General features: G+C 75.0%; 18 protein-coding genes. 3 read left to right on the top strand and 15 right to left on the bottom strand.

Annotated features, from left to right (window positions below):
- Positions 1-58: 58 nt before the first annotated feature.
- The 9 genes from ACPC54_RS36750 to rimP all read right to left on the bottom strand — a co-directional run bounded on the left by ACPC54_RS36750 (position 59) and on the right by rimP (position 12,295).
- The gene (locus ACPC54_RS36750; RefSeq protein WP_498971127.1) at positions 59-3,625 is read right to left on the bottom strand and encodes a serine protease; all 3,567 of its coding nucleotides are present in this window, start codon (positions 3,623-3,625) and stop codon (positions 59-61) included.
- Positions 3,626-3,838: 213 nt separating this feature from the next.
- Positions 3,839-4,768, bottom strand: coding sequence for a tRNA pseudouridine(55) synthase TruB (gene truB / locus ACPC54_RS36745; RefSeq protein WP_498971125.1), 930 nt, complete (start codon positions 4,766-4,768; stop codon positions 3,839-3,841).
- 80 nt (positions 4,769-4,848) lie between these two features.
- Positions 4,849-5,952, bottom strand: coding sequence for a DHH family phosphoesterase (locus tag ACPC54_RS36740; RefSeq protein WP_498971123.1), 1,104 nt, complete (start codon positions 5,950-5,952; stop codon positions 4,849-4,851).
- A 2-nt stretch (positions 5,953-5,954) separates the two neighbouring features.
- Positions 5,955-6,395, bottom strand: coding sequence for a 30S ribosome-binding factor RbfA (gene rbfA / locus ACPC54_RS36735; RefSeq protein ID WP_498971121.1), 441 nt, complete (start codon positions 6,393-6,395; stop codon positions 5,955-5,957).
- A gap of 154 nt (positions 6,396-6,549) precedes the next feature.
- Positions 6,550-6,846: a DUF503 domain-containing protein gene (locus tag ACPC54_RS36730; RefSeq protein ID WP_498971119.1), complete on the bottom strand. Its 297-nt coding sequence runs from the start codon at positions 6,844-6,846 to the stop codon at positions 6,550-6,552.
- Positions 6,847-6,982: 136 nt separating this feature from the next.
- The gene (infB, locus tag ACPC54_RS36725) at positions 6,983-10,114 is read right to left on the bottom strand and encodes a translation initiation factor IF-2 (protein ID WP_498971117.1); all 3,132 of its coding nucleotides are present in this window, start codon (positions 10,112-10,114) and stop codon (positions 6,983-6,985) included.
- 226 nt (positions 10,115-10,340) lie between these two features.
- Entirely contained in the window at positions 10,341-10,634 is a 294-nt protein-coding gene (locus ACPC54_RS36720; RefSeq protein WP_078860788.1) for a YlxR family protein, read from the bottom strand.
- A 77-nt stretch (positions 10,635-10,711) separates the two neighbouring features.
- Complete coding sequence (nusA, locus tag ACPC54_RS36715) at positions 10,712-11,710, bottom strand: transcription termination factor NusA (RefSeq protein WP_498971115.1); 999 nt, start codon at positions 11,708-11,710, stop codon at positions 10,712-10,714.
- 54 nt (positions 11,711-11,764) lie between these two features.
- Positions 11,765-12,295, bottom strand: a complete 531-nt coding sequence (gene rimP / locus ACPC54_RS36710) for a ribosome maturation factor RimP (protein WP_045702932.1) — start codon at positions 12,293-12,295, stop codon at positions 11,765-11,767.
- Positions 12,296-13,074: 779 nt separating this feature from the next.
- On the opposite strand from rimP, the gene ACPC54_RS36705 reads away from it, so the two are divergent.
- Both ACPC54_RS36705 and ACPC54_RS36700 read left to right on the top strand, forming a co-directional pair.
- Entirely contained in the window at positions 13,075-13,644 is a 570-nt protein-coding gene (locus ACPC54_RS36705) for a ferritin-like domain-containing protein (protein WP_498971171.1), read from the top strand.
- Between the two features lie 62 nt (positions 13,645-13,706).
- Entirely contained in the window at positions 13,707-14,633 is a 927-nt protein-coding gene (locus ACPC54_RS36700; RefSeq protein ID WP_498971113.1) for an aminoglycoside phosphotransferase family protein, read from the top strand.
- A gap of 7 nt (positions 14,634-14,640) precedes the next feature.
- Here the strand turns inward: ACPC54_RS36700 and ACPC54_RS36695 are convergent, their stop codons facing one another.
- From ACPC54_RS36695 to dxr, 5 genes are all read right to left on the bottom strand, one after another.
- On the bottom strand, positions 14,641-15,192 hold the full coding sequence (locus tag ACPC54_RS36695) for a GNAT family N-acetyltransferase (RefSeq protein WP_498971111.1): 552 nt from the start codon (positions 15,190-15,192) through the stop codon (positions 14,641-14,643).
- Between the two features lie 87 nt (positions 15,193-15,279).
- A complete protein-coding gene (locus ACPC54_RS36690; protein WP_498971169.1) occupies positions 15,280-16,155 on the bottom strand; it encodes a GNAT family N-acetyltransferase in 876 nt (291 codons plus the stop codon).
- 143 nt (positions 16,156-16,298) lie between these two features.
- Positions 16,299-17,459: a flavodoxin-dependent (E)-4-hydroxy-3-methylbut-2-enyl-diphosphate synthase gene (gene ispG, locus ACPC54_RS36685; protein ID WP_498971109.1), complete on the bottom strand. Its 1,161-nt coding sequence runs from the start codon at positions 17,457-17,459 to the stop codon at positions 16,299-16,301.
- A 144-nt stretch (positions 17,460-17,603) separates the two neighbouring features.
- Positions 17,604-18,908 (bottom strand): M50 family metallopeptidase, encoded by a 1,305-nt coding sequence (locus ACPC54_RS36680; protein ID WP_498971107.1) that lies wholly within the window; start codon positions 18,906-18,908, stop codon positions 17,604-17,606.
- Between the two features lie 104 nt (positions 18,909-19,012).
- Complete coding sequence (gene dxr / locus ACPC54_RS36675) at positions 19,013-20,242, bottom strand: 1-deoxy-D-xylulose-5-phosphate reductoisomerase (RefSeq protein WP_498971105.1); 1,230 nt, start codon at positions 20,240-20,242, stop codon at positions 19,013-19,015.
- A 92-nt stretch (positions 20,243-20,334) separates the two neighbouring features.
- Here dxr and ACPC54_RS36670 point away from each other — a divergent pair, with 92 nt between their 5' ends.
- A complete protein-coding gene (locus ACPC54_RS36670) occupies positions 20,335-21,003 on the top strand; it encodes an SDR family oxidoreductase (RefSeq protein ID WP_498971102.1) in 669 nt (222 codons plus the stop codon).
- Between the two features lie 74 nt (positions 21,004-21,077).
- Here ACPC54_RS36670 and ACPC54_RS36665 read toward each other — a convergent pair whose 3' ends face one another.
- Entirely contained in the window at positions 21,078-22,520 is a 1,443-nt protein-coding gene (locus ACPC54_RS36665; RefSeq protein ID WP_498971100.1) for an aldehyde dehydrogenase family protein, read from the bottom strand.
- Positions 22,521-22,645: the final 125 nt, after the last annotated feature.

The following is a 22,645-nucleotide window of genomic DNA, read 5'->3' as shown; positions in this document are numbered from 1 at the left end:
CCGCTCCTTGTCCGTACGGTGCGTACCCTCGTACGCTCAAACGCCCAAAACCGAACCCCTATAGCGTGCCATGCGCCTGCCTCGGCTCCGGCACCGGAATACGGATTGGGCGCACCACGGGCGCGAGCGGTGCCCGCTCGGCCTCGGCGGCGGCGTACTGCGGGTCCCGTCCGGCCGCCGCCAGCGCCCTCAGCCGGGCCAGCCCGGGCCCGTCAGGCGGGGCCGGGACGGCGTCCCCGGGGCCGGCCGGCAACCAGTCGGCCAGCAGCCGGGCGAAGGCCGCCGAGCGGCCGGCGCAGCGCACCAGCAGCCCGTCCGCGCCGGGCAGCGCGGGCGCCACACGGGCCAGGACGGCACGCGCCCGGGCGGGTTTCTCGGCCGCGCAATGCTCGGCCAGCCGCTCGACGACGGCGGTCAGTACCGCCGGGTCGGTCTCGGCGGCGAGCAGGGTGTCCAGCAGCTCGCAGCGCAGCGCGTCCGCCGCCGGGTCGGGCACCGGGACGGACAGCACGTCGGCGAACGGCCGCCGCACCGCCGCCGCCCGCGCGCCCAGCGCGGCGGCGAGCAGCACCCGCAGCTGCAGCCGGGCGGGCCCGGCCGCGTGCTCCCCGGTGCGCGGCCCGCCGGGCGCGGCGGCGAGCCGGCGGCCGAGGTAGTCGGTGGCGACCGGGCCGGCCAGCACCGGGTGCTCGCGCAGCAGCCGGGCGGCGAGTTCGGCGCCGCGCCGGGCGGCCGCCGGGGTGCGGGCGTCGGCGAGCACCCGCAGCGTCTCGGCGACGGCCGCGCCGGGGGCCGTCAGCGCGTCGGCGAGGGCGGCCAGCACCGGCTCCGGGTCGCCGTCCAGGGCCGGGGCGAGCGCCCGCGGGGTGAGGAAGGCGTCGCCGCCGGCCCGCAGCCGGGCGAGCGCGGCGGGCAGGTGCTCGGCGCGGGTCGCCGGGTCGCCGACCAGCAGGGCCAGTGCGGCGCCGTGCAGGCCGGGCTCGTCCTCGCGGGCGAGCAGGGTCAGCGCGGTGTGCCGCAGCAGTTCGGCACCGGCCCCGGCCGCGTACGGGGCCGTCCGCAGGGCGTGGGCGGCGGCCGCGACGTGCCGTTCGGGCCGGCGGTCGTGGCTCCAGCGGTCCACGGCGCGGCACAACGCGGAGGGCTCCTCGGCGGCCAGGACGGTGAGCAGCGCGTCCGCCCTGGGGTGCGCGGCGTCGGCCAGGGCGTCGGCCAACTCGTCGAGGGCGAGCCGGCGGTGGGCGTGCAGCAGGTCGTGGGCGAGGTCGGCGGCGACGGGCGGCGTGCGGTCCTCGAACCAGGCGCACAGCAGCGGGAAGACCGCGACGGGGTCGGCGCGCAGCCGCTCGGCCGCCGCGCCGAGGTAGCCCGGCCGGCCGGGCCGGTCCGCGGCCACCAGGCGTCGCAGCAGGGCGAGTTCGACGGCCGGGGGCAGACCGAGGCCGGTCCAGAAATCCGGGCCGAAGCGGCCGAGGCCGTCCGCCGGGAGGGCGGCGGGGCCTCCGGCGCCGGCCGACCGGTCGACGATCCGGCCGGCCAACCGGTCGAGCAGTTCCCGGTGTTCGGCCGGGTCCGGGCTGGCGGCCAGCCCGGCGGCCAGCAACGCGGCGGCCCACCAGGCGGGTTCGCTGCCGGGCGGGCGCAGGTCGAGGGCGCGGTCGATCCGGTGCAGCCACGGGTCGAGGGCGGTCGCGCCCCAGGTCTCGGCCACCCGGGCCAGCGCGGCGACGACCGGGCCGATCCGGTGCCGGGGGACGGCCTCGGCCCCGCCGCCGGGCGTGCTGTCCGCGGCCTCGCCGAGCAGCAGTCGCAGCGCCGCGTCCAGGTCGAGGTGCCGGCCCTGCAGCCAGTCGGCGAACTCCCCGTGGGCGAAGCGGAATCCGGGACCGGCGGGCACGAACAGGCCCTCGGCGAGCACCGCCGCGGCCCAGCCGCCGCCGGTCGGGAACAGCTCCTCGAAGGCGTCGCGGCCGAGCCCGCCGGGCTGTCCGCCGAGCATCCGCCGGGCCGCCTCGTGCACCCGCCCGGCCACCGCGGCGGCGAGCCGGCGCACCCGCCCGGGCGTGGGCCCGGTGGGCGCGGCGGGCCGGGCGGCGCCCCGGCGGTGGGCGCCCGGGCGGCGCGGCCGGCCGCTCCCGGTCAGCCGCTGGGCGATCCGCAGGCAGCACAGGTCCAGGTGGGCGGCGAAGAGGTCGCTGCGGCGGGCCGGCCCGCCGCGCACGCCCTCGGACCACAGTTCACCGGCCAGCCGGACGGCCAGCGGGTGCCGGGCGTCGGCGCCGCCGGGGAAGTCGGGCGGCAGCCCGTGGCGGCGGCGCAGCCGGTCGGCGGCCTCGGCGGGCAGCGGGCCGAGCCGGTGCCCGGCCAGGGTCGGCGTGCCGGGGCCGCCGGCGTCCATCCGCACGGTGGGGGCGCCGGCCAGGTCGCCCGCGGGGGCCGGGTCGTCGGGGCGGGGCGCGGGGCTCGGGCCGCGGCCCCAGGGTTCGGCGGCGAGCCGTTCCCAGAACTGCTCGCCGCAGGCGGTCAGCAGCCGGGCCCCGCAGCCGGTGAGCCACTGCCCGGCCCCGCGCAGCCACCGCCCGTCGAGCGGGGCCGGGGCCTCCTCCGGGCCGTCCAGGACGATCAGCAGCGGGCTGCCGGCGGCCGCGCACAGCGCCGCCACGGGTTCGGGCGCGGGGGCGGGGGCGCCGAGCGCGGCGGCGGCGGCCGCCAGCGCGCGTTCGACGGGCTCGGCGAGCGAGCGGTCCCCGGCGCGCAGGTCGGCGCCGCGCAGCCGGAGGGTGGGCAGCGGGCGGGCCGCGTCGGCGCGGCGGGCGGCGAGGGCGGCGAGTTCGGTGGAGCGGCCGCTGCCGGGGGCGCCGACCAGCGCGGTGACGGTGGCCTCGGGCTCGTCCCCGGCCAGGCCGTCCGGCCGGTCGATCCGGTCGGCGACGAGCCCGGCCGCCCCGCCGGGCCCGGCGTCGGCGGCCGCGGTCCGCGCGGCGGTCAGCCGCAGCACCCCGGCCAGGTTGAGCGCCGGCCCGTACGCGGGCACGGCCGCCGCGTTGCGCGCCAGCAGGGCGGCCAGCGGCGCGGCGACGGCCGCCGCGCCGCCGCCGGCGGGCACCGCGGGCAGGGCGCCGCCGTACCGGGCGGCGTGCGGCCCGGGCACGGCCAGGGCGACCACGGCGCCGCTGCGGGCGTCCAGCACCGGCGCGCCGGCCGGCACCGCGACGCCGCCGACCACCGGCACGTCGAGCAGCAGCAGGCCGTCGGCGGCGCCGAGCAGCCCGCAGCGCAGCGCGACCGCCCGGCCGTCCGCGCCGGCCAGCGCGGGCAGCAGCAGTTCGTGCCCGGCGCCGGCGGCGGCCACCGGCAGCGGCGGGACGGACAGGCCGCCCACCGCGTCGGTGCGCAGCAAAGCGAGGCCGTGCCCGGGCAGCGGCTGGACGGCGTCCGGGCCGAGCACCCGGGTCTGGCCGCCGGGGGTGTGCAGGACGAGCCGGTCGAGGGCGGCGACGCACTGGTGGGCGGTCAGCACGGTGCCGTGCGGGTCGGCGACGAAGCCGAGGCCGTGCAGCCGCCCGGCGAGGTCGCGGATGTGCAGCAGGTACCGCCCCGGATCGCCCTCCAGGAACCCCGCCATGGCCCTTCCCCCCGTCATCGGTCGCTCGGCCGCCGCGGGGAGCCTGCCCGGCGCGCGGGCGGCCCGACCGCGCCCGCGCCGCTCACCACCGGCGTTCACCTCGCGCGCTCCCCCGCAGGGGTGAACGCGCCCCCGGGAACGCCGAGACCCCCACCGGGTGGAATCCCGGCGGGGGTCCGTGACGAGCGGTTCTCCGCGGACGGAAGGCGGCTCTCAGCCGACGAAGACCGCGACGGGCTTGGCCTGCCCGCCCTTCTCCTCGACCAGCGCGAGGAAGCGCCCGTCCGGCCCGAACACCGCGATCGGCCCGTCCACGCCCATCCCGGGCGCCTTCAGCCGGGAGCCGTGCGACAGCTTCTCGGCGGAGGCCTCGTCCAGGTCCCAGCGCGGGAAGGCGGCGGCCGCGGCCTCCGCGATCGGCAGCACGTCCAGCCCGGTGGCGGACTCGCCGGTGACGGAGGCTTCCAGCTGCTCCAGGGTGCGCGCCGACTCCACCCCGTACGGGCCGACCCTGGTGCGCCGCAGCGCCGTCAGGTGCCCGCCGACGCCGAGCCCGGCGCCGAGGTCGCGGGCCAGCGCCCGGATGTAGGTGCCGGAGGAGCACTCCACGGTCACGTCCAGGTCGATCACCGGCGTGCCGTCCTCGGCCACCGCCGCCCGCTGCCCCTGCACGGTGAACGAGTGGATCGTGGTCGGCCGGGCGGCGAGTTCGAAGTCCTCGCCCTCGCGCACCCGCGCGTACGACCGCTTGCCGTCGATCTTGATCGCGCTCACCTTGGACGGCACCTGCATGATCGGGCCGGTGAGCGCCGCGATCCCGGCGTCGATCGCCTCCCGGGTGACGGCGTCCGCCGGGGTCGAGGCGGTCACCTCGCCCTCCCGGTCGTCGGTGATCGTGGTCTGGCCGAGGCGGATGGTCGCCTCGTACGTCTTGGCGGTGAGCATCAGGTGGCCGAGCAGCCGGGTGGCCCGCTCGACGCCGATCACCAGCACGCCGGTGGCCATCGGGTCCAGCGTGCCGGCGTGGCCGACCTTCCGCGTCCCGGCCAGCCACCTCAGCTTGGCGACCACCCCGTGCGAGGTGATGCCCTCGGGCTTGTCGACGATCACCAGGCCGTCCGGGCCGGTGCCTTTGCGCTTCATCGAGTTCTTTCTCCAGACCAGCGGTTGCTGGCAGATTCTTCCAGGGGAGTGGACACCGCAGGATAGTCAACGCGGGATCGTCAGCGGGCGGGCCGCAGCGCCGCCCGGAACCGGTCGACCACCGCGGCCACGCCCTCCCGGGCGCTGAACCCGGCCGCGAAGACGTGCCCGCCGCCGCCCAGCTCGGCGCAGGCCGCGGCGACGTCCACCGCGCCCTTGGAGCGCGAGGAGCCGCGCAGCGTGCCGTCCGGATCCTGCTTGAGGACCAGCGCCACCTCGGCCTCGGCCGGGCGGCGCAGCACGTCGATCAGCCCCTCGATCTCCTCGACCGTGACGCTGAACAGCGCGAGGTCCTCGTACGGCACCCAGGTCCACACCAGGCCCAGCCCGCCGGCCGCGTCCGGCTCGTAGACGGCCCGGTCGAGGGCGGCCGCGAGCACCTTCAGGTAGCCGAAGGAAGAGGTGTCCCACAGCTGCCGGGAGATGAGGTCGTGCCGGATGCCGGTGGCCAGCAGCCGCCCGGCGAGTTCGTGGGTGGCGGGCGTGGTCGCCCGGTACTTGAACGAGCCGGTGTCGGTGGCGACCCCGGTGTAGAGGCAGGTGGCCAGGTCCTGGTCGAGCTCGACGCCGAGCCGGCGCAGCAGCTCGTCCACCAGGACGGCGGTGGCCGGCGCGGCCGGGTCGATCAGCTGGTGGGTGCCGAAGCCCGGGTTGGAGGCGTGGTGGTCGAAGACCGCCAGGACGGGCGCGGCGAAGGCCTTGTCGTGCAGCAGGCCGAGCCGGCTCTGCGCGGCCACGTCGAAGCAGAGCACCAGCTCGGGCACCTCGGGCACCTCGGCGGCGGGCACGATCAGCTCCTGGCCGGGCAGGAAGGCCAGCGACTCGGGCACGATCTGCGGCTCGTCGCCGAAGGAGACCCGCACCTCCTTGCCGAGCGCGCGCAGCGCCAGCCCGGCGGCCAGCGAGGAGCCCAGCGCGTCGCCGTCCGGGCAGATGTGGCAGATCAGGTCGATCGAGCGCGCCCGGCCGATCTCCGCCACCACCTGCTGCCAGACCAGCTCGCGGCCGCTCTCCTCGGCGCGCGGCCCCGGGAGCGCCGCGAGGGCACCCTCCACCGTGCTGGTGGAGGACGCCCCCGAGGTCGAACCGGTTCGCGAGGCGCCGCGCGCCGGCTCACCCGCCATGACTACTCGTCCTCGTCGTCACGCTCGGACGCCGGCACCCGGTACGGGTCGGCGTCGCTGGCGTAGGTCGCGCCCGCGGCGGTGGTGCGCACCGCCGCGTCGATGGCCTTGGCCCGGTCGAGCAGGTCGTCGATGTTCCGGGCGTTGTCCGGCAGCGCGTCCGCGACGAAGGTCAGCGTCGGGGTGAAGCGCACCCCGATCTTGCCGACCTCGGAGCGGATCACGCCCTTGGCGCTCTCCAGCGCGGCCGCGGTGGCCTCGCGCTCGGTCTCGTCACCGAAGACGGTGTAGAAGACGGTGGCCTCGCGCAGGTCGCCGGTCACCCGGGTGTCGGTGATGGTCACGAACCCGAGCCGCGGGTCCTTGATCCGCCGCTCCAGGGTCTGGGCGACGACCACCTGGATGCGGTCGGCGAGCTTGCGCGCCCTAGCGGTGTCGGTCACGTTGCCTCCTCGTGCAATGGGCCCGGTACCCGGGCGAGCTGCGCGCCCGTTCGGGGCCCACGCCCCAAAGTACCGGCCCGCGCCCGGCCTTGCGGGCGCTCTCGGTCCTGATCCGTGTGAGAACGGCGACTTCCGCCGACCGGCTCCACGGTCCTCATTCGTCGTCGTCGTTGTGGTAGCGCCTCCTCGCGGCGAGGAGCTGCACCTCGGGGCGGCCGGCGACCAACCGCTCACAGCTGTCCAGGACCTCGGTGACGTACCCGGCCTCGCCGGATACCACCGCCAGGCCGATCTCGGCCCGCCGGTGCAGGTCCTGGTTCCCGGTCTCGGCAGCGCACACGCTGTACTTGCGCTGCAGTTCGGCCACGATGGGCCGCACGATCGAACGCTTCTCCTTGAGCGAGTGGACGTCGCCCAGCAGCAGGTCGAAGGTGAGTGTTCCCACGAACATGTATGACAGGTCTCGCCGACCTGGAAGGCCTCGGGGACGCCGGCCCGGAACCGGGCCGACGCCGAGGACCCTACACAGCGAGACCGGGGCCGGTCGACGGAAATACCACCCGTCGACCGGCCCCGGTTGACACCGACTAGGCGCGCGGCTTCTCGCGCATCTCGTAGGTCTCGATGATGTCCTCGACCTTGATGTCGTTGAACGACCCCAGGGTGACACCGGCCTCGAAGCCCTCGCGGACCTCGGTCGCGTCGTCCTTGAAGCGGCGCAGACCCTCGATGGTGAGGGCTTCCGCCACGACCTTGCCGTCGCGCAGCAGGCGGGCCTTGGCGTTGCGGCGGATGACACCGTCGCGGACCAGGACACCGGCGATGTTGCCGAACTTGGAGGAGCGGAAGACCTCGCGGATCTCCGCGGCGCCGAGGCGCACCTCCTCGTACTCCGGCTTGAGCTTGCCCTTGAGGGCGTTCTCGATCTCCTCGATCGCCTGGTAGATGACCGAGTAGTACCGGACGTCCACGCCTTCCTTGTCGGCCGCGGTACGCGCACGGCCTTCGGCGCGCACGTTGAAGCCGATGATGATGGCGTCCGAGCCCATCGCCAGGTCCACGTCGGACTCGGTGATGGCACCCACACCGCGGTGCAGGACCCGGAGCTCGACCTCCTCGCCCACGTCCAGCTTGACGAGGGCGTCCTCAAGGGCTTCGACGGAACCGGAGACGTCACCCTTGATGATGAGGTTGAGCTGCTCGATGGAGCCGGCGGCGATGGCCTTGTCCAGGTCCTCCAGGGACACCCGGACCCGACGCTGCGCGAAGGCGGCGTTGCGGTCGCGGGCCGAGCGCTTCTCGGCGATCTGGCGGGCGGTGCGGTCCTCGTCGACGACGATGAAGCTGTCGCCGGCGCGGGGCACCGAGGTCAGACCGAGCAGCAGCACCGGGCGGGACGGGCCGGCCTCGGCGAGGCTGTTGCCGTTCTCGTCCAGCATGGCGCGGACGCGGCCGTAGGCGTCGCCCACGACGATCGAGTCACCGACGCGGAGGGTACCGCGCTGGACCAGGACGGTCGCCATGGCGCCGCGGCCCTTGTCCAGGTGGGCTTCGATCGCAATACCCTGCGCGTCCTGCTCGGGGTTGGCCCGCAGGTCGAGCGAGGCGTCCGCGGTCAGGACCACGGCCTCCAGCAGCTGCTCGATGTTCAGACCCTGGCGCGCGGAGATGTCGACGAACATGGTGTCGCCGCCGTACTCCTCGGCCACCAGGCCGAACTCGGTCAGCTGGCCGCGGACCTTGGTCGGGTCGGCGCCCTCGACGTCGATCTTGTTGACGGCGACCACGATCGGCACACCCGCGGCCTTGGCGTGGTTCAGCGCCTCGACCGTCTGCGGCATGACACCGTCGTTGGCCGCGACCACCAGGATCGCGATGTCGGTGGACTTGGCACCACGGGCACGCATGGCGGAGAACGCCTCGTGACCCGGGGTGTCGAGGAAGGTGATCGGGCGCTCTTCGCCGTTCACGATCGTCGCCACCTGGTAGGCACCGATGTGCTGGGTGATGCCACCGGCCTCGCCGGCCACCACGTTGGACTTGCGGATCGCGTCCAGCAGGCGGGTCTTACCGTGGTCGACGTGACCCATGACGGTGACGACCGGCGGGCGCGGGGCCAGCTGGTCCTCGTCGCCCTCGTCGGCGCCGAAGTCGATGTCGAACGACTCCAGCAGCTCGCGGTCCTCGTCGTCCCGGCTGACGATCTCCAGGACGAAGCCCATCTCGTCCGCCAGCAGCTGCAGCGTGGCGTCGGAGACCGACTGCGTCGCGGTGACCATCTCACCGAGGTTGAACATGACGGAGACGAGCGCGGCCGGGTTGGCGTTGATCTTCTCCGCGAAGTCCATCAGCGAGGCGCCGCTCGACAGGCGAACGGTCTGGCCGTTGCCGCGAGGCAGCATCACACCGCCGACGGACGGGGCCTGCATGGCCTCGTACTCCTGGCGCTTCGCCCGCTTCGACTTGCGACCGCGAGCCGGGCGACCGCCCGGGCCACGACCGAAGGCGCCCTGCGTGCCACCACGGGCACCCGGGCCGCCGGGACGACCGCCGAAGCCACCCGGACGCGGGCCGCCGAAGCCGCCGCCGCCACCGGGAGCACCGCCACCGGGACGGGGGCCGCCGAAGCCGCCACCGGCCGGACGCGAGCCCGGACCGGCCGGACGGCCCTGGAAGCCCGGACGGGCGCCACCGGCACCCGGACCACCCGGACGGCCGCCGGGGCCACCCGGACCACGGCCACCGGGGCCCGGACGCGGGCCGGCCGGACGCTGCGGCATCATGCCCGGGTTCGGGCGCGGCATGCCGGACGGGGTCGGGCCACCGGGGCGCGGCGCGGCCGGACGGGGCATGCCGTCAGGACGCGGAGCACCACCAGGGCGAGGCGCACCGGCACCCGGCGCACCACCCGGACGCGGACGGTCGCCACCGGGACGCGGCGCACCGGCACCCGGCGCACCGGCCGGACGCGGACGGTCGCCACCAGGGCGAGGCGCACCGGCACCCGGCGCACCGGCCGGACGCGGACGGTCGCCACCGGGACGCGGACGGTCGCCGCCCTGCGCACCCGGAGCACCCGGACGAGCGCCCGGCGCGGCCGGACGGCGGTCGCCGGGGCGGGCCATGCCGGTGGCACTGCCCGAGGTGAACGGGTTGTTGCCCGGACGCGGACCGGCCGGACGCGGGCCCGGACGGGCACCGCCGGAGGCCTGGGCCGCCGGACGCGGGGCCTGGGCGGCCGGACGCGGGGCGTCACCGGCCGGAGCCGGCGAGGAGAACTCGGCCGCGGGCGCGGCCGGGGCCGCCGGGGCGGCGGCGGGACGCGCCGCCGGGCGCGGGCCCGGGGTCGGCGCACCGGCCGGACGCGCGGCGGGGGCGGCCGGAGCGGCGGGAGCCGCGGCGGCCGGACCTGCGGTCGGCGTGGGACGGGGACCAGGGGTCGCGCTGGGGCGCGGACCCGGGGTCGGGGCACCCGGCTTGGGTGCACCCGCGGCACCTGCCGCGGGCTGGGGCGCCGCGGGCTTCCGCGGGCCAGGCTTGGCAGCGCCACCACCGGTGGGGGCCACACCAAGCGCGTCAGTCAGCTTGCGCACGACCGGCGCCTCGATGGTCGAGGACGCCGAACGGACGAACTCACCGAGCTCGGTGAGCTTGGCCATGACGGCCTTGCTCTCCAAGCCAAGCTCCTTGGCGAGTTCATAAACCCGGACCTTAGCCACTTCACTCCTGTCTATGAGTCCGGGGGTCTCGTCCGCCGGACTGTCGCTACTTCATGGGCGTACCCATCGCGTACTCATCGCGTACTCATCGAGTGCTCATCGCAATCTCGACCTACTTCCACATCGCGAGGTACCTGACTGGTGGCACGGCGCGCGGCTGCCCGAGCGCTGTGCTTGTTGCGGTGGTTCTCCGCCGCGCGGGGCGGCGGCCGTCGCGGGAGCGTGCCTAGGCGGCTCCGCCTGCCCGCTCCTCGATGAACCCGCGGAGCCGTTCCGTGTCGAGCGTCCCCTGGAGCCGGAAGGCCCGGGGGAACGCCCTGCGACGGACCGCGAGGTCGAGGCAGGCCTGATCGGGGTGCAGATGTGCGCCCCGGCCCGGCAGTGCGCCACGGGGATCGGGGACGCAGACGCCCTCGACCGCCGTGACACGCAACAGCTGGTGCTTGGCCGCGCGCTTGCGGCAGCCCACGCAGGTGCGTTCCGGGCGTGCTCGGACATGCGTCCGGCCAGACGAAGGCAAGTCTACCCCTCCGAAGCGACATGGCGCCGCCCCGCGGATCCCGGAGGGACCGGCGGGTACGCCTGGAACAACACCGACTACTCGCCCGCCGATTCCGGCTGGCCCTCGGTGTCCGGCCGGATGTCGATCCGCCAGCCGGTCAGACGCGCGGCCAGACGGGCGTTCTGCCCCTCCTTGCCGATCGCCAGCGACAGCTGGTAGTCCGGCACGATCACCCGCGCGGAACGCTGGGCCAGGTCGACGATCTCCACGCTGGTCACCCGCGCGGGGGACAGCGCCGAGGCGACCATCTCGCGGGGGTCCTCCGACCAGTCGACGATGTCGATCTTCTCGCCGTGCAGCTCGCCCATGACGGCACGCACCCGGGCGCCCATCGGGCCGATGCACGCGCCCTTGGCGTTCAGACCGGACCGGCGCGACCAGACCGCGATCTTGGTGCGGTGACCGGCCTCACGGGCGATCGCGGCGATCTCGACGCTGCCGTCCGCGATCTCCGGGACCTCCAGCGCGAACAGCTTCTTCACCAGGTTCGGGTGGGTGCGCGACAGCGTCACCGAGGGCCCGCGGACACCGCGGCGCACCGCGACCACGTAGCACTTCAGCCGGGTGCCGTGCCGGTAGTCCTCGCCAGGGACCTGCTCCTGCGGCGGGAGGATGGCCTCCAGCTTGCCGATGTCGACGAGCACGCTCTTCGGGTCGTTGCCCTGCTGGACGACACCGGTGACGATGTCGCCCTCCTTGCCCGCGTACTCGCCGAAGGTCTGGTCGTCGGCGGCGTCGCGCAGGCGCTGCATCATCACCTGGATGCCGATGCTGGACGCGATCCGGCCGAAGCCGCTCGGGGTGTCGTCGAACTCCTTCGGCTCGACGCCCTCGTCCAGCTCGGCCGCGTCCTCCAGCGCCCACACGGTCACATGGCCGCTCTTGCGGTCCAGGTGCACCCGGGCCCGGCGGCGCGAGCCCTCGGTGCGGTGGTACGCGGTGAGGAGGGCCGACTCGATGGACTCGACCAGCAGGTCGAAGGGGATGTTCTTCTCGTTGACCAGCGTGCGCAGGGCACTCATGTCGATGTCCACGGCTACGCCTCCTCGTCTTTCGTCACGTTCCGAATGCTCTGCCCGACCCCCGGTTCACTGCGCACCGTCGTCACCGCCGTCCTCCTCGTCGAGGAGGTCGTCGTCGTCCTTGCGGTTGAACTCGACCTGGACGCGCGCCCGGGCGACCTCGGTGTACTCCAGCCGGCGCTCCTTGGGGCGGCCGCGCCCCTTCACCGGCTGCACCTCGACCAGCGCGCCGTCCTCGTCCGCCGCCAGCACCCGGGCGACGAGCTCCCCGCCGTCCACCAGGTGGATCGCGGCCAGCCGGCCCTCGGCCCGGTGCCAGTGCCGCGGCAGCGCCAGCGGCCGCTCCGCACCCGGCGAACCGACCTCCAGCAGGTAGGGCTCCTCGCCCATCACGTCGGACGCGTCCAGGGCCTCGCCGACCACCCGGCTGAACTCGGCGACGGCGTCCATGTCCACGCCCTCGTCGGTGTCGACGTCGATCTGGACCTGCCGCCGGTTGCCCGCCTTGGTGACCCTGACGTCCTCCAGGTCCAGTCCGGCCTGCGTGGCCAGCGGCTCCAGCAATGCGCGCAGCCGGTCGGTGTGGGTGGTGCTCATCCGGGTGGACTCCTCGGCCGCGTCTGCTGTTGTCAGAAGGTCGCTCCGCACCCCACGGGTCACGGCAGCTCGGCCCAAAGCCTAGCCGGTGCTGTGCCCAACCACCGATTCCGGACCGCCCCCCGCAGCCGGCACGCCACCCACTGCGAGCAAGCTCACACCCGCCCACCGAGGCCCTCCCACCCGTTTTCCCCACCCCGAATCGTGTGGATTCTGTAATCATTCACGCCAACGAGGGGCGGGGAGGCCGTCCTGCCATGCCCATCCCCGGAGTGACCCCGATGCAGCCACCCAGCCGACGGACCTTCCTCGCCCTCGGCCTGTTCACCCTGGCCGGCTGCACGAGCACCGGCGGCGACTCCGACACCCCCGGCGGGGCCGGCCCGACCCCCGATCCGGACGCCCCGGTCCGGCTGCGCGCCGTCGCCGCCACCGACGCCCTGCTGGCCGCCCAGGACGCCCAGCTCGCCGCCGGCGGCCCGCAGACCGCGCTGCTCCAGCGGCTGCGCGGCGAAACGGTCCGGCACCGCGCCGCGCTCGCCGACACGCTCCCCGCCGGCGCCACCGGGACGGCGAGCGGCCCGGCCACCGGCACACCCGGTCCGGCGACGGTGTCCGGCACCCCCGCGCCCGGCGGCACCCCGACCGCCGCCACCCCGACCACCCCCGCCACCCCGGCCGCCGCGGCCCGGCAGGCCGCCCAGGCCCTGCTCGCCGAGCTCGGCGCCGCCGGTCCGGCCCTGGCCCGGCTGCTCGCCTCCGTCGCCGCCGCCGACCTGCTGCAGGCCGCCGACCTCGGCGACACCACCGCGCCGGCCGCCCCGCCCACCGCCGCGCCGTCGCCCTCGGCCACCCCCACGACCACCCCCGGACCGGCCCCGGCCGCCGTCCTCACCGCCCTCCAGGGCGCCCTCGGCGCCGAGCACGCCGCCGTCTACGGCTACGGCGTGGTCGGTGCCCGCCTCCCCGACGACCAGCAGCGCACCGACGCCCGGACCGCCCTGGCCGCCCACGAGGCCCGCCGCGACGCCTGGCAGCGCCTGGTCACCGGCCTCGGCGCCACCCCCGCGCCCGCCGCCGCCGGCTACCAGCTGCCCTTCCCGGTCACCGACGCGGCCGCCGCCGGCCGCCTCGCCGCCCACCTGGAGACCCGGCTGACCACCGTCTACGCCGACCTGGTCGCCGCGCTGCCCGCCCCGCACCGGCCCGCCGCCGCCACCGCCCTGCACGAGTGCGCCGTGCGCGCCCGCCGCTGGGGCGCCCCCGGCCAGCCCTTCCCCGGCATCGCCGAACCGGCACCGGCCGCCGCCACCACGCCCGCCTCCCCCTCCACCACCACCCCGAGCTGACGGTCATCCCCGACAATGGACCCACCACCACCCGTGGGGGAGCACCAACCGGAAGGCCGGGCATGTCGGGAGCAACACCACACCTCACCGTCCCCAGCCGGCTGACCCGCACCGTCACCGCGGCCCACGGGGAGCCCGGCCGCCGGTGGCTGGCCGGGCTCCCCGAGCGGGTCGCCGCCCACCTCGCCCGCTGGGACCTCACCCCGGAACGCACCCTGGACCCCGGCGGCAGCCTCAGCCTGGTCACCTACGTCCACCGGGACGACCTCTCCCCCGCCGTCCTCAAGACCGGCCTGCCCACCCCCGAGACGGCGCACGAGCACACCGCCCTCGGCCACTGGGCCGGCCGCGGCGCCGTGCTGCTGCTGGACGCCGACCCCGGCGAGGGCGTGCTGCTGCTGGAGCGCCTGCACGGCGAGGTCCCGCTGCGCTCGCTGGCCGAGCCGAAGGCCATGCTGGAGGCGACCAGCCTGCTCCACCGGCTCTGGGTGGCACCGCCCGAGGGGCACGCCCTCCCGGGGCCGGCCGACCGGGCCGCCGACACCGCCGCCCGGCTCGCGGAGCACGGGGACCACCCGGCCGTCGCCGCGGCCCGGGCCGTGGTCACCGAGGCGCTGGCCACCGCCCGCGAGCTCACCGCCGACACCGGCGTCGAGACCGTCCTGCTGCACGGCGACTTCCACCACGGCAACGTCCTCGCCGCCGACCGCGCCCCCTGGCTGGCGATCGACCCGCGCCCGCTCGCCGGGGAACGCGCCTACGACCTGGCCCGCCTCGCGCTGGACCGGGCCGACACCCTGATCGGCTCCCCCGGCGCGCCCGCCGCCCTGCGCCGTCGGCTCACCCAGCTCTCCGAAGCCCTGGAGGTGGACCGGGAGCGCCTGCGCGGCTGGACGCTCCTGCGCGCCGTCGACCTCGCGCTGCGCGCGCTCGCCGAGGCCCGCCCCGGCGACGCCGAGCTGTACCTGGAGTTCGCCGGCGCGCTCTGAGCCCTGCCTACCGGGCGCCGAGCCCGCGCAGCGGCAGCGGGGCCCCCATCACCGCGTACAGCCGGTCCGTCGCCGGGAAATGCACCGCCCGCGCCAAGTCCCGGTAGCCGAGCGCCCGGTAGAGCCGGCGGGCCGGCGTCTCGGCGTCGATCGCCGACAGGATGCTGCGGTCCAGCCCCGACCGCTCGCACAGCGACCGGATCAGCCGCGAGCCGATGCCCTGCCCCTGGTGCTCCGGCAGCACGTGCAGCTCGGTGACCGCGAACACCCCGTCCAGCCAGTCCCCGTGGCCCCTGGCCGTCAGGTACGGCTCGATCACCGTGCTCCACCAGTGCTCGCGCTGGTTCGGCATCCCGTACCCGAAACCGACCAGCCGCCCGCCGCTCATCGCCCCGAGCGCGATCACCCCCGGCTGCCGGGCGTGCCGCCCGACGATGTGCAGCCGGACCGCGACCTCCTCCGGTGTGAGCCCGAACGCCACCGCCTGGACGTCCAGCGCCTGCGGCGCCCAGGCCGCGAGGTCGATGGCCTCGATCGTCACCCCGGTCAGCTGATCCATGCCCCGGACGTTACTACCAGCGGCCCCGCGACGCTGGCGAAGGGCGGCAGAAGATCGGCGGCCCGGCCGGCGCCCGCCGCGGCGGACTCAGAAGAGGACGCTCATGAACGCCCCGACCTCGCGGAACCCCACCCGCCGATAGGCCGCGCGGGCCCGCAGGTTGAAGTCGTTGACGTACAGCGAGACCACCGGCGCCACCTCGCGCAGCGCGACGTCCAGCACCGCCGCCATGCCCGTCTCGGACAGGCCCTGCCCGCGGTGCTCGGGCGCGACCCACACGCCCTGGATCTGGCAGGCCCCGGCCGTGACGGCCCCGACCTCGGCCTTGAACACCACCTGCCCGTCCTCCCCGAACCGCGCGAACGACCGCCCGGCGGCGACGAGTTCGGCCACCCGGGCCTGGTAGAGCAGCCCGCCGTCGCCGGCCAGCGGCGACACCCCGACCTCCTCGATGAACATCGCCACGCAGGCCGGCATCAGGGTCTCGACCTCGTCCCGCCGCACCCGGCGCACCAGCGGATCGGGCGCGATCTCGGCGGACGGCACGGAGGTGGCCAACAGCGGCTGGTGGGCCCGGACTTCGCGCGCGGGCCCCCAACTGCGCTCCAGCAGCGCCCAGAAGGCGGCGGTCGACTCGGCCGGCCCGACGATCGAGGAGCAGCGCCGGCCCTGCCGGCGGGCGCGCTCGGCGAAGGCCGCGACGGCCTGCGGCCCGGCGTCGACCAGGACGAGGTTGGCGCCCGCGTAGCAGAGGGCGTCGAGCACGCCGTCCGCGTCGTACCAGCCCCACATCTCCCCGCCGAGCCGCCACGGGTCCAGCCCGACCGCCTCGACCCGGGCCGCGACGAAGGCGTTGGCGACCGGATCGCGGTGCAGGACCGCCAGAGCCTCCACGAGATCCGGGGGCTCCAGCACGCGCGTGGTCGCCAGAGCCCGCGCGGCCTGGAACGAGCTGGGGAGCATCACACCTCGATCGAGCATCGAGACAGCACCTCACTGAGACGACTCTGGCCGCACCCTACTCCGTGTCCCCACCCGGCTACGGCTGCGGGGCCGTCCGCGAACGGACGGCCCCGCTTCCGGAAGAACTCACGCGTCCTGCGGGGTCACTCCCCCGCGACGACGACCGGCGCCCCGGCCTCGACACCCTCCGCCTGCATCTGCTCGGCGAGCTTGAGGGCCTCCTCGATCAGGGTCTCGACGATCTTCGACTCCGGCACGGTCTTGATGACCTCGCCCTTCACGAAGATCTGCCCCTTGCCGTTGCCCGAGGCCACGCCGAGGTCCGCCTCGCGCGCCTCGCCCGGCCCGTTCACCACGCAGCCCATGACGGCGACGCGCAGCGGCACCTCCATGCCCTCCAGGCCGGCGGTGACCTCCTCGGCGAGCTTGTAGACGTCCACCTGGGCGCGGCCGCAGGACGGGCAGGAGACGATCTCCAGGCCGCGCTGGCGCAGGCCGAGCGACTCCAGGATCTGGTTGCCGACCTTGATCTCCTCGGCCGGCGGCGCCGACAGCGAGACCCGGATGGTGTCGCCGATGCCCTCGGCGAGCAGCGCGCCGAAGGCCACCGCGGACTTGATGGTGCCCTGGAAGGCGGGGCCGGCCTCGGTGACGCCGAGGTGCAGCGGATAGTCGCAGGCGGCGGCGAGCTGGCGGTAGGCGTTGATCATCACGACCGGGTCGTTGTGCTTGACCGAGATCTTGATGTCGCGGAAGTCGTGCTCCTCGAACAGCGAGCACTCCCACAGCGCGGACTCGACCAGCGCCTCCGGGGTGGCCTTGCCGTACTTCTCCAGCAGGCGCTTGTCGAGCGAGCCGGCGTTGACGCCGATCCGGATCGGCACCCCGGCATCCTTGGCGGCCTTGGCGATCTCGCCGACCTTGTCGTCGAAGGCCTTGATGTTGCCCGGGTTGACGCGCACGGCCGCGCAGCCGGCGTCGATCGCGGCGAAGACGTACTTCGGCTGGAAGTGGATGTCCGCGATGACGGGGATCTGCGACTTCCTGGCGATGATCGGCAGCGCGTCGGCGTCGTCCTGGGAGGGGACGGCGACCCGGACGATCTGGCAGCCGGACGCGGTCAGCTCGGCGATCTGCTGGAGCGTCGCGTTGACGTCCGAGGTGAGCGTGGTGGTCATCGACTGCACCGAGACCGGGGCGTCACCGCCGACCGGGACGTTGCCGACCATGATCTGCCGGGAGTAGCGGCGCTTAGCGAGCGGCTTGAGCGGCAGGGACGGAATACCGAGCGAGATCGCGGTCATGTGCGCAGGGTTCCCCGGGGTAGAGGTGTGGTCGACCGCCCGACCGCAGGGACGGCCGAGGCCGGGCACGCTGACAATCGCGCACCCGGCCTCCACGGTACGGCACGGTGTCGGGACCGAGCACACCCGCGGTCCCCGGAACTCCTAGCTGATCTTCACCGGATTCACCAGGTCGGCGATCATCACCAGGACGGTGAATCCGATGAAGACGCTCGCCACCACGTAGGCGAACGGCATCAGCTTGGCCACGTCGAAGGGGCCCGGGTCCGGCCGGCGCAGCACCCGGGCGACGCCGCGGCGGACCGACTCCCAGAGCGCGCCGGCGACGTGGCCGCCGTCCAGCGGGAGCAGCGGCAGCATGTTGAACAGGAACAACGAGAGGTTGATCCCGGCCAGCAGGTTCACGAAGAACGCGATCCGCTGGCTGCCGGGGATGTCCAGCGAGAACACCTCGCCGCTCACCCGGGCGGCGCCGACCATGCCGATCGGCGAGTCCGGGTCGCGCGGGGCGTCGCCGACGACGGCGTTCCACAGGCCGGGGATCTTGCCGGGCAGGGCGGCCAGCGACTTCACCCCGTTGTCGGCCATGTCGTACATCCGGTCGACGGACTGCCCGAAGGTCTGCTGGACGACTTCACGCTTCGGAGTGAATCCGAGGAATCCGGCCTCGACGGTCTGGCCCTTGACGGGCCGGTCGTTGGCGTCGTACTTCTGGACCTGGTTCGTGGCGATCGTCGGGTTCAGCGTGACCTGCCGCCCGTCCCGCTCGACCACGATCGCCACCGTCCGGCCGGCCGACTTGCGGATGTCCGCCTGCAGCTGGTCGTAGTCGCGGATGCGGTCGCCGTCGAAGGAGAGCACCTTGTCGCCCTGCTTCAGCTCGACCTTGGCGGCCGGGGTCGGCTCGGCGCCGGCGGGGCAGGTGTCGGTCGGCTGGCCGGCCTTGACGATGCACTGGGAGACCGAGCCGATGGTCGGCACCGTGCTCGGCACGCCGAAGCCCATGTTCACGGTCAGGAACAGCCCGAACGCCAGGATCAGGTTCATGAACGGCCCGGCGAACATGACGATGACGCGTTTCCACGGCTTGCGGGTGTAGAAGAGCCGGTGCTCGTCGCCGTCCTGCAGTTCCTCGTACGAGGCCTCGCGGGCGTCCTCGATCATGGTCCGGAACGGCGAGCTGCTGCGCTTGGTGATCCGGCCGTCCTCGCCCGGCGGGAACATGCCGATCATCCGGATGTACCCGCCGAACGGGATCGCCTTGATGCCGTACTCGGTCTCGCCCTTCTTGCGGGACCAGATGGTCGGGCCGAAGCCGACCATGTACTGCGGCACCCGGATGCCGAACAGCTTGGCCGTGGAGAGGTGGCCGAGCTCGTGCCAGGCGATCGAGACCAGCAGCCCGACCACGAAGACCAGGATGCCGATCGCCGTCATCACCGCTACCACTGCTGCTCCTCCGTCATGCCGCTCCGATCGTCATACCGTCCTACCGCAAGCCTCACGCTGACAGCGGCCCGGCGGGAAGGCCGGGCCGCCCTTCGGCCGGACCGTCAGCCCGCCGTCAGCTCGCGCGCCCGGGCCCGGGCCCAGTCCTCCGCGTGCAGGACGTCCTCGACCGTCAGGGAAGTTCCCGCCGCCGGCGTGCCGTGCTCGCCGACGACCTTCGCAACAGTGTCCACGATTCCGGTGAAGGGGAGGCCCCCCTTCAGAAAAGCCTCCACACACTCCTCGTTGGCCGCGTTGAACACGGCCGGGGCGGTGCCGCCCAGGGTGCCCACCTCCCGGGCCAGCTCCACCGCCGGGAACGCCTCGTCGTCCAGCGGGAAGAACTCCCAGGTCGCGGCCTTGGTCCAGTCGCAGGCCGGGGCCGCGTCCGGCACCCGGTCCGGCCAGCCCAGGCCCAGCGCGATCGGCATCCGCATGTCCGGCGGGCTGGCCTGCGCCAGCGTCGACCCGTCGGAGAACTCCACCATCGAGTGCACCACCGACTGCGGATGGACCACGACCTCGATCCGGTCGAACGGCACGTCGTACAGCAGGTGCGCCTCGATCACCTCCAGGCCCTTGTTCACCAGGGTGGCCGAGTTGATCGTGACGACCGGGCCCATCGCCCAGGTCGGGTGCGCCAGCGCGTCCTGCGGGGTCACCCCGGCCAGCTGCTCCCTGGTCCGGGTGCGGAACGGGCCGCCGCTCGCCGTCACCACCAGCTTGCGGACCTCGGCCCGGGTGCCGCCGGTCAGCGCCTGGAACAGCGCCGCGTGCTCGGAGTCCACCGGCACGATCTGCCCCGGCTTCGCCACCGCCTTCACCAGCGGACCGCCGACGATCAGCGACTCCTTGTTCGCCAGCACCAGCACCCGGCCCGCCTCCAGCGCGGCCAGCGTCGGCCGCAGCCCGATCGAGCCGGTGATGCCGTTCAGCACCGAGTGGCACTCCATCGCCGCCAGCTCGGTCGCCGCGTCCGGACCGGCCAGCACGGCCGGCAGCGCACAGCCCGCGGCCTTCGCCGCTAGCGCCTCGCGCAGCGCCGGCTCGGCCGCCGGATCGGCCACCGCCACGGTGTGCACGCCCAGCCGCAGCGCCTGCTCGGCGAGCAGCTCCACCCGCCCGCCGGCCGCCGACAGGGCCACCACCCGGAACCGCTCCGGGTTGCGGAGCACCACGTCGACGGCCTGGGTGCCGATCGACCCGGTGGAACCGAGGATCACCAGCTCCCGGGGGCCGGAGGGGTCCGCCACGGTGGGCGTGAAACGCAGGTGCGGATGGGCGAGCGAAGTCATGCGCCCATTGTGACCTGCCGCGACACCCCGGCGGACGCCCGGCCCGGCCCGCCCGAGCTGACGACCCGGGCCACACCCCCTAGGGTCGGAGCATGCGTACCGTCATCGCCGGGGGGCACGGACAGATCGCGCTGAAACTGGAACGGCTGCTCGCCGACCGCGGCGACCGGCCCGCCGGGATCATCCGCCGCCCCGAACAGGCCCACGACCTCACCACGGCCGGCGCCGAACCGCTGCTGCTCGACCTGGAGAGCGCCACCGCCGCGCAGCTCGCCGAACTCCTCGCCGGCGCCGACGCCGTGGTCTTCGCCGCCGGCGCCGGGCCCGGCAGCGGCGCCGCCCGCAAGAACACCGTCGACCGCGACGCCGCCGTCCTGCTCGCCGACGCCGCCGAACTCGCCGGGGTCCGGCGCTACCTCATGGTCTCCTCGATGGGCGCCGACCCCGCCGCCCGCCACCCCACCGACGAGATCTTCGAGACCTACCTGCGGGCCAAGGGCGCCGCCGACGACGCCGTCCGCTCCCGCGCCACCCTGGACTGGACGGTGCTGCGCCCCGGGCGGCTCACCGACTGCCCCGGCACCGGCCTCGTCCGCCTCGCCCCCTCGGTCGACCGCGGCGCCGTCGACCGGGCCGACGTGGCCGCCGTCCTGGCCGCCCTGCTGCGCGAACCGGGCACCGCCGGGCAGACCCTGGAACTGGTCGCCGGCAACGCCACCGTCGAGGAGGCGGTGGCCGCCGCGGCCGGCCACGACGGCTGACCGGCAGCCGTCCGCGCGCACGGCGGAGGGCCCGGTCCGACGCGCGGACCGGGCCCTCCGGGTGTCCCTACCGGTCAGAGGTCCAGACCGGTCAGGACCATGACCTTCTCGACGGTGTAGTCGTCCATCGCGTACTTGACGCCCTCGCGGCCGACGCCGGAGTCCTTGACACCGCCGTACGGCATCTGGTCGGCGCGGTAGGACGGCGCGTCACCGATGATCACGCCGCCGACCTCCAGCTCCCGGTGCGCCCGGAAGGCGGTCTGCAGGTCGTGCGTGAACACGCCCGCCTGCAGGCCGAACGGCGAGTCGTTGACGGCCGCGAAGGCCTCGTCCACGCCGTCCACCCGGTGCAGCGACAGCACCGGGCCGAACACCTCGGCCTTGGCCAGGATCGCGTCGGCGGGCAGCTCGGCCAGCACGGTCGGGGCGTACGTCGCCCCCTCGCGGCTGCCGCCGACCAGCACCTTGGCGCCCTTGGCGACCGCGTCCTCCACCCAGGACTCCACGCGCTTCGCGGCGTTCTCGTCCACCAGCGGGCCGACGTCCGTCGCGTCGTCGTTCGGGTCGCCGGTGACCTGGGCCTTCACCTTGGCCACGACCTTCTCCACCAGCGCGTCGTACACCGACGCGTCGGCGATCACCCGCTGCACCGAGATGCAGGACTGGCCGCCCTGGTAGTTGGAGAACATCGCGATCCGGGTGGCCGCCCAGTCCAGGTCCGCCTCCGAGGACCAGTCCGCGAGCACCACGGCCGCGGCGTTGCCGCCCAGCTCCAGGGTGGTGTGCTTGCGCGGCACCGAGTCCATGATCTGGTAGCCGACCTTGTCCGAACCGGTGAAGGAGATCACCGGCAGACGCCGGTCCTGCACCAGCGCCGGCATCCGGTCGTTCGGCACGGTCAGCACCGACCAGGAACCGGCGGGCAGGTCCGTCTCGGCCAGGATCTCGCCCAGCACCAGCGCCGACAGCGGCGTCGCCGGAGCCGGCTTCAGGATGATCGGGGCGCCGACCGCGATCGCCGGGGCGACCTTGTGCGCGACCAGGTTCAGCGGGAAGTTGAACGGGGCGATCCCCAGCACCACGCCGCGCGGGAAACGGCGCACCACCGCGAAGCGGCCCACGCCGCCCGGGTCGGTGTCCAGCCGCATCGTCTCGCCGTTGGTGCGGCGCGCCTCCTCGGCGGCCCAGCGGAACACCGACACGGCCCGGCCTACCTCGCCGCGGGCCCACTTGATCGGCTTGCCGTTCTCCGCGGTGATCAGCCGGGCGATCTCCTCGGTCCGCTCGGCCAGCCGCTTCGCCACGTGGTCGAGCGCGGCGGCACGCTGGTGCGCCGGCGTGGCGGCGAACACCGGCAGCGCGGCGACGGCGGCGTCCAGCGCCTCCTCGACCTGCGCCTCGGTCGGCACGCTGACCTTGCCGACCAGCCGACCGTCCCAGCTGTTGTGCACCTCGAAGTCGGCGTCGCCGCTCGCCCGGCGGCCGGCGAGCCAGAAATCGTGCGTGGTGGTCACCGTGGTACCGGCCCTCTCCTCGTCGTCGTACGGCCCACGGGAGTGGGACCTGACCCGAGGGTAGGTGCGACCGTCCGCCGACCGGATTGGCCACCGAGGAGCGTTCCGCCCCGGGGCCACTCCAT

Source organism: Kitasatospora sp. NPDC094028, assembly GCF_049543595.1.
In the GTDB taxonomy this organism is placed as follows: Bacteria; Actinomycetota; Actinomycetes; order Streptomycetales; family Streptomycetaceae; genus Kitasatospora.
The sequence above is the reverse complement of the archived record's forward strand: the minus strand, read 5'-3'. Positions and strand labels throughout refer to the sequence as shown.

What these genes read in the sequence shown, in the direction of transcription:
- ACPC54_RS36750 (WP_498971127.1), bottom strand. Translation starts at nt 3,625, where the DNA reads ATGGCGGGGTTCCTGGAGGGCGATCCGGGGCGGTACCTGCTGCACATC.
- ispG (WP_498971109.1), bottom strand. Translation starts at nt 17,459, where the DNA reads ATGACCGCGATCTCGCTCGGTATTCCGTCCCTGCCGCTCAAGCCGCTC.
- truB (WP_498971125.1), bottom strand. Translation starts at nt 4,768, where the DNA reads ATGAAGCGCAAAGGCACCGGCCCGGACGGCCTGGTGATCGTCGACAAG.
- ACPC54_RS36690 (WP_498971169.1), bottom strand. Translation starts at nt 16,155, where the DNA reads ATGCTCCCCAGCTCGTTCCAGGCCGCGCGGGCTCTGGCGACCACGCGC.
- ACPC54_RS36670 (WP_498971102.1), top strand. Translation starts at nt 20,335, where the DNA reads ATGCGTACCGTCATCGCCGGGGGGCACGGACAGATCGCGCTGAAACTG.
- ACPC54_RS36695 (WP_498971111.1), bottom strand. Translation starts at nt 15,192, where the DNA reads ATGGATCAGCTGACCGGGGTGACGATCGAGGCCATCGACCTCGCGGCC.
- dxr (WP_498971105.1), bottom strand. Translation starts at nt 20,242, where the DNA reads ATGACTTCGCTCGCCCATCCGCACCTGCGTTTCACGCCCACCGTGGCG.
- ACPC54_RS36740 (WP_498971123.1), bottom strand. Translation starts at nt 5,952, where the DNA reads ATGGCGGGTGAGCCGGCGCGCGGCGCCTCGCGAACCGGTTCGACCTCG.
- rimP (WP_045702932.1), bottom strand. Translation starts at nt 12,295, where the DNA reads ATGAGCACCACCCACACCGACCGGCTGCGCGCATTGCTGGAGCCGCTG.
- ACPC54_RS36730 (WP_498971119.1), bottom strand. Translation starts at nt 6,846, where the DNA reads ATGTTCGTGGGAACACTCACCTTCGACCTGCTGCTGGGCGACGTCCAC.
- ACPC54_RS36700 (WP_498971113.1), top strand. Translation starts at nt 13,707, where the DNA reads ATGTCGGGAGCAACACCACACCTCACCGTCCCCAGCCGGCTGACCCGC.